Origin of the sequence: Granulicella tundricola MP5ACTX9 (assembly GCF_000178975.2) — a bacterium.
GTDB lineage: Bacteria > Acidobacteriota > Terriglobia > Terriglobales > Acidobacteriaceae > Edaphobacter > Edaphobacter tundricola.
In genome coordinates this window covers 456168-469820 of record NC_015064.1, presented here as the reverse complement: position 1 = coordinate 469820, position 13653 = coordinate 456168, and the positions used below count along the sequence as shown (strand labels likewise).

At 60.0% G+C, this 13653-nt stretch carries 12 protein-coding genes; 6 read left to right on the top strand and 6 right to left on the bottom strand.

Annotation, left to right across the window (positions count from 1 at the left end; translation table 11 throughout):
• Positions 1-2: 2 nt before the first annotated feature.
• Entirely contained in the window at positions 3-419 is a 417-nt protein-coding gene (locus ACIX9_RS01935) for a DUF2251 domain-containing protein (RefSeq protein ID WP_013578787.1), read from the bottom strand.
• A gap of 58 nt (positions 420-477) precedes the next feature.
• Here ACIX9_RS01935 and ACIX9_RS01930 point away from each other — a divergent pair, with 58 nt between their 5' ends.
• The 5 genes from ACIX9_RS01930 (at position 478) to ACIX9_RS23370 (ending at position 8089) form a co-directional block, all read left to right on the top strand.
• Positions 478-1692, top strand: a complete 1215-nt coding sequence (locus tag ACIX9_RS01930) for a glycosyltransferase family 39 protein (protein ID WP_013578786.1) — start codon at positions 478-480, stop codon at positions 1690-1692.
• A 995-nt stretch (positions 1693-2687) separates the two neighbouring features.
• Positions 2688-3713 (top strand): IS110 family RNA-guided transposase, encoded by a 1026-nt coding sequence (locus ACIX9_RS01910; protein ID WP_013578785.1) that lies wholly within the window; start codon positions 2688-2690, stop codon positions 3711-3713.
• A gap of 369 nt (positions 3714-4082) precedes the next feature.
• Complete coding sequence (locus ACIX9_RS23375; RefSeq protein WP_013578784.1) at positions 4083-5114, top strand: hypothetical protein; 1032 nt, start codon at positions 4083-4085, stop codon at positions 5112-5114.
• A complete protein-coding gene (locus ACIX9_RS01900) occupies positions 5111-5578 on the top strand; it encodes a hypothetical protein (RefSeq protein WP_013578783.1) in 468 nt (155 codons plus the stop codon). Before ACIX9_RS23375 ends, ACIX9_RS01900 begins: the two co-directional genes overlap by 4 nt.
• Before the next feature lie 633 nt (positions 5579-6211).
• Positions 6212-8089 (top strand): L,D-transpeptidase family protein, encoded by a 1878-nt coding sequence (locus tag ACIX9_RS23370; protein ID WP_013578782.1) that lies wholly within the window; start codon positions 6212-6214, stop codon positions 8087-8089.
• A 252-nt stretch (positions 8090-8341) separates the two neighbouring features.
• Here the strand turns inward: ACIX9_RS23370 and ACIX9_RS01890 are convergent, their stop codons facing one another.
• The gene (locus ACIX9_RS01890) at positions 8342-9469 is read right to left on the bottom strand and encodes an acyltransferase family protein (protein WP_013578781.1); all 1128 of its coding nucleotides are present in this window, start codon (positions 9467-9469) and stop codon (positions 8342-8344) included.
• Between the two features lie 55 nt (positions 9470-9524).
• Positions 9525-10202 (bottom strand): hypothetical protein, encoded by a 678-nt coding sequence (locus ACIX9_RS01885; protein WP_157477219.1) that lies wholly within the window; start codon positions 10200-10202, stop codon positions 9525-9527.
• Positions 10203-10454: 252 nt separating this feature from the next.
• Here ACIX9_RS01885 and ACIX9_RS01880 point away from each other — a divergent pair, with 252 nt between their 5' ends.
• Positions 10455-10901: a nuclear transport factor 2 family protein gene (locus ACIX9_RS01880; RefSeq protein WP_013578779.1), complete on the top strand. Its 447-nt coding sequence runs from the start codon at positions 10455-10457 to the stop codon at positions 10899-10901.
• A 26-nt stretch (positions 10902-10927) separates the two neighbouring features.
• On the opposite strand, the gene ACIX9_RS01875 is transcribed toward ACIX9_RS01880, so the two are convergent.
• The 3 genes from ACIX9_RS01875 to ACIX9_RS01865 form a co-directional block, all read right to left on the bottom strand.
• The gene (locus tag ACIX9_RS01875) at positions 10928-11653 is read right to left on the bottom strand and encodes a Crp/Fnr family transcriptional regulator (RefSeq protein WP_013578778.1); all 726 of its coding nucleotides are present in this window, start codon (positions 11651-11653) and stop codon (positions 10928-10930) included.
• Between the two features lie 104 nt (positions 11654-11757).
• Entirely contained in the window at positions 11758-12483 is a 726-nt protein-coding gene (locus ACIX9_RS01870; protein WP_013578777.1) for an ABC transporter ATP-binding protein, read from the bottom strand.
• Positions 12476-13591 carry an ABC transporter permease gene (locus tag ACIX9_RS01865; protein WP_013578776.1) on the bottom strand — a complete coding sequence of 372 codons (1116 nt, stop codon included), beginning with the start codon at positions 13589-13591 and terminating at the stop codon, positions 12476-12478. Before ACIX9_RS01865 ends, ACIX9_RS01870 begins: the two co-directional genes overlap by 8 nt.
• Positions 13592-13653: the final 62 nt, after the last annotated feature.

Here is a 13653-nt window from a genome sequence, read left to right as displayed (position 1 = left end):
CCTCACGCGTACAACCCAGCCTCAAACTTCGCCAGCGCCGCATCACTCCAGGCATGCGTATCTTTCTGCCAGGTATCCCCCTGCTCGCCCAGGAAGTTCGGGAAGTTCAGCCGGCAGTACCCCACATGCGCGTCAAAATCGAACAGCGCCTGCGCCGTCCCATCGAGATACAGCGCCGCCTGCATCCCATTCCGTGACCAGGCCACCGAAGCGATCCGTTCCGTCTCTGGATTCTGCATCACGCCCACGTTATAGATCAGCATCGCGTCCATGATGCTGTTTTCCTGCGTAGTCTGCGAGCGGTCGCACGCATAAAAGTATCCCGCGATCCCCTCATCCTCGAACACAACGGTCCACGGAACAGCGGGTGAGTTCGACGACAAAAAAGCACGGCCAGGGCGAAACGAAAGCGACTCCATATCCTCCACGATACACTCGTACCTGTATGAAATCACTGCACCAGCAAGCCTCGCGCGGATGAAACTCCCCATCATCAAAAACTTTCATCTCGGCAGAGCCCAGCAACTAGCCGCCCTCCTCCTCCTCATCTTCCTCGGCGAGTGCCTCTACGTCGTCGCCCACCAGCACCCCACCTCGGACGACTACCGCTACGCCCGCTGCGGCCGAGAGATGTGGGAGCGCCCATCCCCCCTCGCCGGCTACTTCACCACCTGCGGCAACCTCAACGGCGACGGCACCTTCGCCTACCGCGTCGCATCCTTCCCCCTCACCGCCCAGCGCCTCTTCCTCCTCGCCACGGACAAACTCCGCAAGCCCGCCGACCGTCTCTACGCCGGCGGCACCCTCAACGGCTCCACCTGGGAGGCACGCCACCAGATCACCAGCACCAAGTGGCTCATGCACCTCCCGTTCTGCCTCTTCGCCATGTGGCTGGGAGGAGGCCTCTGGTGGGTCTCCCGCCGCCTCTTCGGCAACGAAGGCGGCTTCCTCGCCCTCGCCCTCTACTGCTTCTGCCCCGCCGTCATCCGCTACGCCGTCACCCCCAACAACGAGATCCTCGCCATGTGGGGCCTCTACGGCACCATCTACACGGCCATGGGCGTCGCGCACGCCATGCAGGGCCCCCGCAGTAAGTGGCGACCCCGCATCCTCCTCCTAGCCCTCGCCATGGGCCTCACCGCCGCCGCCCACCTCACCGCCGCTATGTTCGGCTTCCTCGCCGCGCTCATCCTCATGTTCTACCTCGCAGAGCGCCGCCGCAGCGCCGTCCTCCCCATCCTCACCTGGTCCGCCATCGGCACCCTTGCGATCCTCTTCGCCGCCTTCAGCTTCCGCCCCGCGCCCTTCAGCTACGTCTTCACCGGCGGCGGCGGCCGTTTCTGGTTCTCGCTGGACGGTCTCCACACCATGCTCGCCGACCCCGGCAACTGGCCCATCCTCCTCGGCGCAGCTATCGCCCTCGTCCTCTACGCCGTCATCCCCCGCAGCCGATACTTCGGCAACACCGCACCGCTTCTGATGTTCCTCGCCATCCTCCCCCTCATGACGACGCAGGTCTTCTCAGCCCCCTGGCTCTGGGCCCTGCCGTTCTTACTCACCTTCCTGGGCGGAGTCTTCGCAGACGTCCTCGAATCCAAACACCGCAAGCTCTTCCTGGCCACCACCGCCATGCTCCTCCTCACCCAGGCCGCCATCTGCCTCAAGCTCCTCCCCACCCTGCCCCGTACCTGAACCTCCTCCACCCACACCACAGGGGTCATCACCACCACAGCCGTCATTCTGCGCGAAGCGGAGAATCTCAGTAGCTGCCGTTGCCGTTGGGTGTTCTCCCTCACCCCGAACAAAAGCCCAGGGTGCCCCATCCATCGCAAAGCTTCATTGCGATGGGTGGGAAGTAAACCCTCACCCACACATAGTCGCCTTCGCTTCTGTCGTTGTCTGTCTTACGCCGTCATTCTGCGCGAAGCGGAGAATCTCCGTAGTCGCCGTTGCAGTTGCTGGTCCCATAACCCAGCAACAAAACGCCGTGTGCCCCATCCTCACCGACAGTCCTATCGTCGGTGAGGGTGGGTATCGTTTGCGGAAGCAAACGACGGTCCTCCTGACCTCGCCACAACTCCGGGTGCCCCATGTCCCGCGTTTGGGACGTGGGTTCCGCCGCCCAACCAGCCACCCCCGTCACCCTGTCACGTCCCGGAAGGGCACCCCTTCAGCGGTGCCACAAGCCGTCACCTCCCACCCCATCCTGAGCGGGCTCTTGCACTTGAAAACGTCAAGCAGTTCGCAAAGCGCTGTCCGGATCAATACAGCGCCCTCATCGAGTGCTCGGCCTTCGTCAACTGGCGGCGACTTGAGACAGGAAATCCGCCTGTGTTGGCACTCAGCTTTCATAAGTAGGCGAAGTACTCAGGTTTCCGGGACCAACGTGTCGCGGGAGCTTGTTCCCGAGGGCCCAGGCTTTCAGACGTGCAGAAGCCTGGCTGCCCTGAACTCGCCACAACTCTGGGTGCCCCATGTCCCGAACCTGGGACGTGGGATGGATCACCTCGGCCACACACCGGCATACCGACTCCGCATTGCTAATCCGGCGCTCGATGAGCGCGTTGATTTCGCACTCACCAAGATCAAAACTGACGAGAAGGGCGTTAATGAGATGGTCCGCCGCTTGATTCTCCCGTGTTACCAGGAGGATCGTAGAAGCAGGTTCGACAAGGAGGATCATCGCTATGCAGATACAGTCCGTTGGCATCGACCTGGGGAAGACGACCTTTCATCTTGTGGCATTGGGAGCGGCTGGCAAGCTGCTGGTGAAAAAAAAGTTTTCGAAGAAGCAGCTGTTGGCCTATACGGCCAACTTGCAGTCTTCCCTGATCGGTTTGGAAGCCTGCTCGGGAGCTCATTTCCTCGGCCGTGCCTTGCGGAGTCAGGGCCATGATGTTCGTCTGATCGCGGCGCAGTTTGTGAAGCCTTTCGTGAAGTCGAACAAGAACGACTTCGTTGATGCGGAAGCGATCGCTGAGGCGGTGGATCGCAAGAACATGCGCTTCGTCCCGATCAAGACAGATGACCAGCTGGATCTGCAGGCGATCCACCGTGTTCGTGACCGGCTGATCTCTCGACGGACGGCCGTGATCAACCAACTGCGCGCGTTCCTGCTTGAAAGAGGTCTGGTGTTTGCAAAGACGCCGGCGAAGCTCAAGGCTGCCATGGCCGACATCCTCGAGAACGCGGAAGCCGGCCTGACGCCATTGATGCGTAACCTGATCAACACGCTGTGGGATGAGTGGAAGACCGTCGAGCGGCAGGTCGAAGAACTCAATGACGAACTGGAGCGGATCTCCGCGGCAGATGCTGGCTGCACGCGCATCCGGCAGATCCCAGGCATCGGGCCGGTGGTTGCGACAGCCATCGTTGCTGCAATCGGCAACGGCGCTGCTTTCCGCAAGGGCCGCGAGTTCGCTGCGTGGCTGGGCGTTGTGCCGCGACAGTATTCGACTGGAGGCAAGGCGAAGCTGCTCGGCATCAGCAAGCGAGGCAACGTCTACCTGCGCAAGATCCTGATCCACGGCGCCCGAGCTGCCGTGCTGCGCATCCGGCGAGACCGTGCGCCCATCGGGGCCTGGCTAGACAAGCTGGACGCCAGGGCTCATAAGAACGTCGTCGTAGTCGCCATGGCCAACAAGCTCGCCCGTGTCGCCTGGGCGGTACTGTCGAGCGGCAACGAGTACAGGTCAACAACCGTGCCAGCCTGAGCAAGTGAGGAAAAGACGCCTTCGGCTTGGAAACGCTTCGCGTTCCCACTTTCCCTCACTCCGACGACGGATCTATAAACTTTCCCCACCGAAGTCTGCATAGGACAGCAAGGACGAAAGAACAGTCACAACGGCGTGTCTAAGAGCCTGATCCTGATAATGGTCTTCAACGACCGAGGCGTTTATAAGGCCACACACACGCGCATCTCATCATGGCCAGGAGGAAGCATCTCCACTCAAAGGCCGAATACATTTGCGCAGACTTGTCTTCTCGCCCAAACTAACCCTTGCAGTCGCGCGGCGGACCATACATTATGAGGATTCATTTAGCTGCGGTTACTCTTTAGGTCAACGGCGTAAAATCGCTCCATGCCTAGACCTGCGAGTTGCTATGAAGTCCTGATCGCTTCGCCCGGCGATGTCCTGGCAGAACGACAGATTATCGTCGATTGTATTGAAGACTGGAATGCGGCTCATTCAAGGTCAACAAACGTGATTCTTCAGCCCAGGCGATGGGAGCTGGATGTCTACCCAGAAATGGGAGACAGGCCGCAGGAAATCATTAACAAGCAGATAGTGGACAACGCTGACATTCTGTTCGGGGTCTTCTGGCATCGTGCTGGCACTCCGAGCGGCGTCGCACAATCAGGGACCATTGAGGAAATCGAGCGATCAGTAGACCGAAAGAAACTGGTATTCCTGTACTTCTCTCAGGCTGCGGTGCCAATGACTCACGACGCGGCACAACTAGCTGCCGTGCAGGACTACAAGGGGCGGATGAGGCAGCGCGGCGTCGCCTTTGATTTCCCAGATGTTCATGAGTTTCGAAGGATGGTTTCTCGCCATCTCGCGATCAAGATGAATGTCCTGCTGGAAGCGTCAGGTGCTAGCCAAGAGACGACTGCGCCTGAAGAGAATAATCTGGCTCGTGTACGGGTTCGAGTCGGCCAAAAGGGCCGCAATGGCGAAGTCACCACCATCAATGTCATCGGAGAGTTGCAGAATCTGACGACTTCCACAAGGATTCGTGAGTACGGGTGCCAGTTGATGGTGCCAGCGGCGTTGCTGAAGTTTGCCTCAGTAAACTACATGGCTGAGGTTAAGTCGGAGCGAGCGGGGATAAGGGTGTTCCGGCATACCGAAGCAAATTTCAGCAATACACCGATATTTCCGGGCGATTCCCTCCAGATCGTGTCAGTAGAAATCGCAATCGGCCACCTCGAAATGAAGGAGCTGACGGGTCTGATCAGGCAAGAAGCCTACGACTTGACGATGAACGGTGTAATCGTGGCGGAGGCCACCGTTGATGGCAAGCTCTTGCGAGCCGAGAAGCCGATTAGGGAGATATTCAGTCTCGCGGGTGGAAGCGGCCGTGTCTCTTCGAGGAGCATCATGGAATGATAACCGTACCGTTGGGCTCCCTTCTGAATGGCTTTGCGACAACAGAGTGGGGTGCTTGCCTTGAGGCCGCTCCAGCCGATTCGGGCACTCATGTCTACGCGATTATTGTGACGGCGAACACTGGTCAATTTCCTCTATACGTCGGGCAAACTGGTCGACTTTGCGACAGGATAGGCGACTACACCACAGCTCAGTTTCATGCCCCAACAGATTTCCGTGTGGGGGAAGCTATTAAATACCTGCGAACTCAAAAGCCATGCCGTGTCGATTTCTTCTACCGACCGTCAGAAGCGCATTTACAGGACGAAAAGGTTCTGATTCGTGAATTCCTGTTGGCCGGGTACACCTTGCTGAACTTTCTCGCTGCGTTCGACTACAAGACCGCGAACCGGGATGAGGAGCGTTCGCTAATACACAAGTTTTGCGACATGGCGCTCTTGCGCTCGAAGATCGAACGGACATGACCGGCTCCTGACAGTCTGGTGAGTCATCACTTATTAGTCCTCATAATTCGGCTTATGGGAAGCAACAGGTAGTCGTCTCGACTAGCGATAACAGGCCAATGCGCTCATTGAGCACTCGCTCAAGCGGTCCGGACGGGATTTGTACCGCGAAATGCTTGTGCTGATCCAAGCTGTCAGCGTTTGTGACATCCGCAAACTGGCATGGCAGGCACAAGCGACAGACCGTCCTGACGCAGACCACTCAATATCTGAAAGGTCGGACCTTTTCTCCGAACCTGTACATCGTATTCCCACTTCACCAACCTATCGACAGACCACACTCATAGCTGCCCATCGTCCGGCCATCCCATCAAAAACGTGGTGATTTGTGGTTCGTTCATGGTGAGTTTGTGGTGATTTGTGGTACGTTAATGTTCCCCCTTTGTTCGCTTTTTGCCTACGCTACCCGAAGTAACAGGTAAGAAAACCGGTGAAACACCCAAAACTCACCACAATTCACCACAAACCCCGAAGATCCGCTTTCAGCCGCTCCGAAAAACACACCCTCATTTTCGCGCGGTCTTTACCCTGTTTCATGGCATCCTACTGTGCATACGAAACTTACAGCTCCAACCTCAAGGAACGCGGCCTCTCATGATGAACCCAAAGTTTCGTAAAGCCCTTACTCTCTCTGCGCTCTCGCTGGTCCTGCTTTCAGGCGGCTGCAAGCGCTTCCGCAAGACCCGTTCCAAGCCCAAATCAGACGCCTTCGCCGACCAGCTCAAGCCCATCGTCGCGTCCAAGACCATCAAGGTCATGCACTGGCCCAACTACGCCGACTACCAGCCTCTCGTCCAGACCTTCTACGACGATCGCAACTATGAGGTCGCATGGGTCGATAACGGCCAGCCAACCGCGCAAGCCGCAGCCTTCATCCAGGCCTTCCAGTCCGCCGCCGCCAAGGGCCTCAACGCGGAGGACTACGACGCCTCTCTCTGGACTGATCGCACCAGGAAACTGGCCGCGAAAGACGATAACGACACCGCCACCTTCGACGCCGCCATGACCGTCTCCGTCATGCGTTATATCTCCGATCTTCGCATCGGCCGAGTCAATCCCACGCACTTCAACTTCGACATCGACGTCCAGCAGAAGAAGTACGACCTGCCCGAGTTCGTCTCCGACAACGCCGTCGACGCCGACGACGTCCCCAAGCTCATCGCCTCTGTCGAGCCCGACTCCGATCAGTATCGCGAGACCGAAAAGGCCCTCGCCCATTACAACGATCTCGCCAAGCAACAAGGCACCCCGGAGCCTCTGCCGGCAGTCGACAAGCCAATCACCTCCGGCGGCCACTACCCCGCAGCCGAAGCCCTGGCCGCCCGCCTTCAGCTTGAGGGCGATCTCGCCGGCGAGCCAACCGCACCGGAAGCACCCGCGCCGGCACCCGCTCCTGAAGCGCCGAAGCCGACCCGCACAGCCGCCGCCAGGGCCTCCATCGGCAAGGCCTTCGCGCGAGCCCGCGGCAAGTCCCAGGCCGCACCCGCAGCCACTGAAGCCGCTGCACCCCCGGCCCACGTCCCCAGCACCGTCTACACGGCAGACCTCGCAGACGCGGTCAAACACTACCAGTCCCGCCATAGCCTTACTGCCAACGGCCAGCTCACCGCTGCCACCGTCACCTCGCTCAACGTCCCCCTCACGGCCCGCTCCCAGCAGCTCGCAGACTCGCTCGAGCGCCTCCGCTGGCTGCCCGACCCTTACCTCCACGCACCGCTCCAGGTCAATCTACCCGAGTTCGTCCTGCGCGGCTTCGGCGAAGATCACCAGCAGCAGTTCAAGATGAACGTCGTCGTCGGGCAGGTCGTCGGCGAGCACCAGACGCCCGTCTTCACCCACATGATGAAATACGTCATCTTCCGCCCCTTCTGGAACGTGCCCGTCTCCATCATCAAGAAGGAGCTGGCCGGCCACATCGCCAAGTCCGGCGTAGGCTACCTCGAAGCCCACAACTTCGAGACCGTGGACGCCAAAGGCGCGCACGTCAACGCCTCAGCCGAATCCATAGAACGTGGCGGCGTAGTCGTGCGCGAGAAGCCCGGCCCCAAGAACTCGTTAGGCCTCATCAAGTTCATGTTCCCCAACGAGTACGACATCTACCTCCACTCCACCCCGGCCCAGCAGCTCTTCGCCCGCTCCCGCCGAGACTTCTCCCACGGCTGCGTGCGCGTCGAGCACCCCGACCAGCTCGCCGTCTGGGTCCTGCAAAACACACCCCGCAACTGGGACCTCCAGAAGGTCACCGACGCCATGCAGAACGGCGCCGACAACCACCAGGTCAACCTCACCAAGCAGATCCCCATCGTCATCTTTTACGCCACCGCCCGCGTCGATGAGAACGGCCAGGTGGACTTCTTCGACGACATCTACCACTACGACAAACAACTGGAAGACGTCCTCGCCAAGGGCATGCCTTACCCCTCCCAGCAACAGCACGTAGACCCCAAGACCAAGTTCGGCGACACCACCTAAGCCCGGGCTTGCAGGCATTTGTGGTGACTTGTGGTGAGTTTTACCTTTTTCTCCCGCTTTGATCCCTGTTTAATCGGGTGGCATAGGCAAAAATGCGACTAAACAGCCACAATTACGCACCGCAAATCACCACAAACTCACCATAAACCCACCACAAAAGCACCACACTTTGCAGCGGTGTTTCTCGACGGAGCGACACCCGATCAGGAAGGCAACGATCCGAAAAGGTCCTAACAGTGGAATCCTTCTTCACTATCCTGCTGTGCTAAAAGTCCGTTGCAACCACTTCCTCACTGGCTCGTCATACAGCTTCAGGCAGGCATATGCGATCGCCACTGCCGTCACCACCAGCCCCACGCCCACAACAGCCCCTTGTGCCGCCGGGACCTTATTCTTGATCGCCCAGGCTGTGTAGATGTAGATCAGCGGGTAGTGCGTGATGTAGAGCGGATAAGAGATCTCACCGAAGAACTTGCAGAGTTTGATTGCGAAGCGTCCCCGCACCTGATCCCCTGCGCCCATTGCGACGATCACCGGGAACAGCACGACGATGCAGGCCGCCTCATAGAGCCCGTTCATCCAGAGATGCTCCGGGCCGCCGATTCTCGGCATGGCGAGCAACGCCACCAGCAACAGACTGCACCAGAGAAACGCTCCGCGCAGATGAATGCGTTTACCCAGCCGCATGAGGAGCATGCCCGCAAAGAACGGGTAGAGCAACCGGGCGAAGCCGATGTGCAGCTGCGTGTGGTCTACAGCCCACCCGCCGATCACATCCCCCTTCGGACCCCAAACCAGATACTGCACCAGGAACGCTCCGGAGAGCGTGACCAGCACTCCCAGCGCCTTGTTGGAGAGCTTCCGAATCCCGACTGCGTACAGAATATTCGCCACGTACTCAAAGAACAGGGACCACGCCGGTCCGTTCAGAGGATGCATCTCGTGCCAGCCGCGGATGTCCATGGACGGCAGCAGCGGAATCATCGTGAAGCCCACCAGCATGACGAGGAGCATCTTCCAGACCGGCACTGTCGCGATCATGGGCCACAGGGGGCCGGCCTGGAAGTAGAAGAGCGCCGCTCCAATCACGCTGCCTGCGATCACCATCGGCTGCAGGCGGATCAGACGTCTTTTGTAGAACTCCCACTGGGTCATACGGCCCCAGCGGTCGTCATACGCGTACGCCACCACGAAGCCGGACAGCAGGAAGAAGAAGTCCACCGCCAGGTAGCCGTGGTTGATGATCTGCTTGAAGCGGTTTTCATCCGCAAACGCCTCAAAGCAGTGAAAACACACCACCATCAGCGAGGCCACACCACGCAGTCCATCCAGAATTTCGTAGTGACTCTTCTCTTTCAGTTTCCCGCCAGCTTGATTCATATGGATGGCAGCCAGCTTACACTGGCCGCCATACCGCTGGCCAAGACCGAAGAACCTACTTGGTCTGCTTGAAGGTCAAGTACCCGTTGTTATCGATGAACCCGCGACCCGGCTGGTAGGTCAGCGAGTAACGCGTTCCCGCGAAGACAATCACGTAGCTCTTGGAGTCCTCGTCAAAGACCTTCCACGTTCCGGTCTCGTTGGTCGTCGCGGTAATCTGGCCATCCGCCGTAAACTTCGCGATGCCGACGTGTCCGCCAATGCCGATCTGGTAGATTCCGACCGGCGATGGACCCGCAGACGCACCCGCAGCCCCGCCAAACGCAACCGCCCCCGTCACCTCGATGGTGTAGGAGGTCGTCTGCCGCACCAGGGAGCCCGGCGCCGGAGTCACCGCCAGCTCCAGCCTCGACGCCTTCGTCGCCGTGCCGCTCCATGTCGAACCACCGGGAAAATCCGCATGCGTCAACGTGGTCCCGTCCACCTTCGGCTTGAACCCCGCAAAGAAGTTCGGCCGTCCACCGGTGTTGAAGCCCTCCTGCGTGCCGCCGAAGTGGAAGGTCGCGGTAAACTTGCCCGGACCAACCGTCAGCACCCAATACTGGTTCCCACCGAAACTATCGATCGTCGCCGAGTTCAACCCGGCACGCAGGGGAGCCGGATCATCCAGCTTCAACGACTGACCCAGCAGCGCAGGTGAGCCGGCACAGAGAAGACCCGCACACAGAGCCATACCGAAATACTTGGAAAAAGAACGCAGAAGCGACATAAACAACCTCAAATCAGGGATTTGTCTCGTTTGTCTAGTTGTCTACAAGACACAGCCATCCTATAACGCGGCACATGGGTTCGATCTCAAGTCGATCTCAAGAAATCAGCATTTTCTGCTCAATTTGGTGCCTTACCCTCAGTTAGCTGGTTTGAATCGACCGTCACGTCCGCCTTGCCTCATGAATGAGCCTTGGCCTCCCATACAATCACACCCATGAAACTCCTTCCAGTCCTCCTGCTTGCCGCCATCCCTGCGCTGCTGCCCGCCCAGACGCCGGACGAAAGGGCCGTCCTCACACCCGTCGATGCGCTTTTCGTTGGCATGGCCCACCGCGACGCTGCCGCCATCAAGGCTGCCTTCATCCCGGGTGCGACCCTGGTTCTCATGCGGGACGGCAAGCCCTCGCAGATGACCTTCGAGGCCTTCGCCGAGCGCATCGGCAAGCCCAGCACAACGCAGATTGAAGAACGGATTCACGATCCCCTCATCCGCGTCGACCACGATCTTGCAGTCGTCTGGGCGCCCTTCGACTTCCTGGCCAACGGCAAGGTCGACCACTGCGGGACGGATCTCTTCAACCTCGTGAGGGTGGACGGGAAGTGGCTCATCGCCAGCGTGGCCGATACCGGCAGCAATACCTGCGGCGTGGCTGCACGGTAGGCTTCCGCACAAGCGTCAGGATTGACTCAGGCGGCTGGTGTGGCCAGGCCGCTGTCATATTGGGTGATGTCGTGGAGGTGGTTGCGCAGGACGCGGTAGCACTCGCATGCGACGCTTTCCAGGCCGGTGCGATTCAGAATGCGGATGGACCCGCGGGTGTATTCGATGTAGCCCAGGTCCTTGAGATGGCCGGCGGCGACGGTGACGGTGGAGCGGCGGGAGCCGAGCATGTCCGACATGAACTCGTGCGAGAGGGCCAGGGTATCCGTTTCGGTGCGGTCCGCGCAGAGGAGGAGCCAGCGGGAGAGGCGCTGCTCGACATCATGGGTGGCGTTGCAGCCGGCGCTTTGCATGGACTGCAGGAGTTGGGCCTGGACTGCTCGCAGCGCGAAGGCCTGGAAGCGCCCGCCCAGGTGAAACTCAGCTGCGGCATGGGCGACGGAGGAGAGATAGCCGTGGCCGGCGATCTGGATGTAAGCCGCGTTGAGGCTTTCACGCGTGCCCATGAAGGCGGAGATGCCGCTGAGGGAGTCGCAGCCAAACATGCCGGCCTCTACCTCTGAGCCGTCCTTAAATTGGGTTGTAACGCTGACGATCCCGGTTTCGAGGAAGAAGATGTGACGGATGGGGCTGCCGGGAGTTTCGATGGGGTGGCGTACCTCAAGGGTGACCGGGCGCAGTTGGAGGCGAGCGAGGCTGCCCTGCGAGAGATTCTGGAGGATGGCGTTGCGGAATGGGCCTGCGTGCGTCATCTGTACCTGCTTGCGACGGTCCGAGGTACGGGCGCTGGCTTCAGGGCTTGGGATGAGTATGCGCGTTCCGCTTTGTTATGTACAGCACAGAGGGAAACGCTGGCTTAGGCGACGACCTTGCCGTCGCGCATCTGGATGGTGCGGTCGGCGTAGGCGGCGGCCTCAGGATTGTGGGTAATCATCAGGATCGTCTGGCCCAGGCGCTTGTTCAGATCGCGCAGCAGAGTCAGGACGACGTCCGAGTTCTTGCTGTCCAGGTTCCCGGTGGGCTCATCCGCCAGCAGGATCGCGGGGCCATTGACGATCGCTCGTGCGATGGCAACGCGCTGTTGTTCACCGCCGGAGAGGGCGCGGGGCTTGTGGGACATGCGCTTGTCGATGCCCAGCATGGCGAGGATTTCACGGAACTGATCGTCGAAGGCAGTGGGGCGGCCGGCGACGTCGCGCACGATCTGGATGTTCTGCTCTGCCGTCAGGGTCGGCAGCAGGTTGTACTTCTGGAAGACGAAGCCTACGGTGCGCTTGCGGAGATCGTTGCGCTGGGTGTCGGTCATGTGCGAGAGATCGCGGCCATTGATGGAAACCGAGCCGGAGGTCGGCGGTGTGAGGCCGCCGAGGATGTTGAAGAGGGTCGATTTGCCTGAGCCGGAGGTGCCGACGATCGAAAGGAACTCGCCACGCGCCACGTCCAGGGAGACACCGTTGAGGGCGTTTACGTCGACTTCACCGGCGCGGTAGGTCTTGATGAGGTTGCGGACTTCGATGATGGGAGCGTTGACGATGGGTGCGTGAAGGGGCTCGAGTGTCTGGTGGCCGAGGTCGTTATTCATAGGAGAGGGCCTCGGTCGCGTCCTGGCGGACGGCTTTCATGGCTGGAACCAGGGTGCCGACGATGGCGCCGACGATGGCAATAGCCGCGGCGCGTGGCCACCAGCTATAGACCGTCTCCTGTACCAGCGAGGCGGGCACGGCGTGCAGCATCAGCCACTGCGTGCCGTACGTCATCAGGATGCCGAAGGCGGTGCCGATGAGGGCGAGCAGAATCGTCTCGCGAAAGAGGATGTTGAGGATGTAGCCGGGGCCTGCGCCGACGGCTTTGAGGATGCCGATCTCGCGTGTGCGCTCAAGGACTGCCGTGTACATGGCCATGAAGACCACGATGAAGCCGACAATCGACGCGATGCCGATGACGACGTAGATGAAGTCCTTCAGCATCGTGACGGAGTTGACCGTGAGCTGTGAGGTGAACTCCTCCACGGTCATGATCTGGTAGCCGTGGTCGGGGTCGCCGGGGTTGAGGTCCTGCTTGAGGCGCTGGACGAAGGCGTCGGCGTGGGCGGGGTCGTCGAGTTTGAGGTAGACGGCGGAGATCTTGCCCTCGTTGCCGGTGAGAGCCTGGAGGGTGGACATGGGCGCGAGAATGCGGGCCAGCTTGCCCGACTCAAAGATGCCGGCCACGCGCCACTGGTGATTGATCAGCTTGACGTAGTCGCCGGGGTGAACCTTTTTCTGCTTGGCGTAGTACTCGTCGACGAGGATATCGTCAGGCTGCTGGAAGGGACCGCCCTCCAGAAACTTGAAGCCGCCTGCCATCTTGTTCATGGTGGGAAAGTCGACGCCCTGGATGGACTCGAATACGCCGCCGGCGGACTGAACCATGGTGCCGGTAGCAAGAGCAACGCCGGGCTTGGCGCCGAGAATGGGGATGATCTTTTCGCTCATGGGTGCGGAGGAGAGCGTCATGGCGGAGGTGCCGGGAGGCCGGACAAAGACGTCCGCGCCGATGCCGCGCGCGCGTCGCGCGCTGGCGTCCAGTGTGCCGTACGAGACGCCGACCAGCGTGAGGATCATGGTGACCTCAACGCCAATGGCGAGGACGGAAAGAAAGGTGCGCAGGGGACGGTGGCCGAGATTCGCGAGTATGAGTTTGTTAACCAAGAGAGCTTCAGTATATCTGTTAGGGCTCTTCGAATGCCGAAACGATGGTCACCACTTGGTGA

Bases quoted from the DNA above. Each gene is read 5' to 3' on its own strand.
- ACIX9_RS01890 (WP_013578781.1), bottom strand. From the start codon at position 9,469: ATGAATCAAGCTGGCGGGAAACTGAAAGAGAAGAGTCACTACGAAATT.
- ACIX9_RS01880 (WP_013578779.1), top strand. From the start codon at position 10,455: ATGAAACTCCTTCCAGTCCTCCTGCTTGCCGCCATCCCTGCGCTGCTG.
- ACIX9_RS01885 (WP_157477219.1), bottom strand. From the start codon at position 10,202: ATGGCTCTGTGTGCGGGTCTTCTCTGTGCCGGCTCACCTGCGCTGCTG.
- ACIX9_RS23370 (WP_013578782.1), top strand. From the start codon at position 6,212: ATGATGAACCCAAAGTTTCGTAAAGCCCTTACTCTCTCTGCGCTCTCG.
- ACIX9_RS01930 (WP_013578786.1), top strand. From the start codon at position 478: ATGAAACTCCCCATCATCAAAAACTTTCATCTCGGCAGAGCCCAGCAA.
- ACIX9_RS01900 (WP_013578783.1), top strand. From the start codon at position 5,111: ATGATAACCGTACCGTTGGGCTCCCTTCTGAATGGCTTTGCGACAACA.
- ACIX9_RS01935 (WP_013578787.1), bottom strand. From the start codon at position 419: ATGGAGTCGCTTTCGTTTCGCCCTGGCCGTGCTTTTTTGTCGTCGAAC.
- ACIX9_RS23375 (WP_013578784.1), top strand. From the start codon at position 4,083: ATGCCTAGACCTGCGAGTTGCTATGAAGTCCTGATCGCTTCGCCCGGC.
- ACIX9_RS01875 (WP_013578778.1), bottom strand. From the start codon at position 11,653: ATGACGCACGCAGGCCCATTCCGCAACGCCATCCTCCAGAATCTCTCG.
- ACIX9_RS01870 (WP_013578777.1), bottom strand. From the start codon at position 12,483: ATGAATAACGACCTCGGCCACCAGACACTCGAGCCCCTTCACGCACCC.
- ACIX9_RS01910 (WP_013578785.1), top strand. From the start codon at position 2,688: ATGCAGATACAGTCCGTTGGCATCGACCTGGGGAAGACGACCTTTCAT.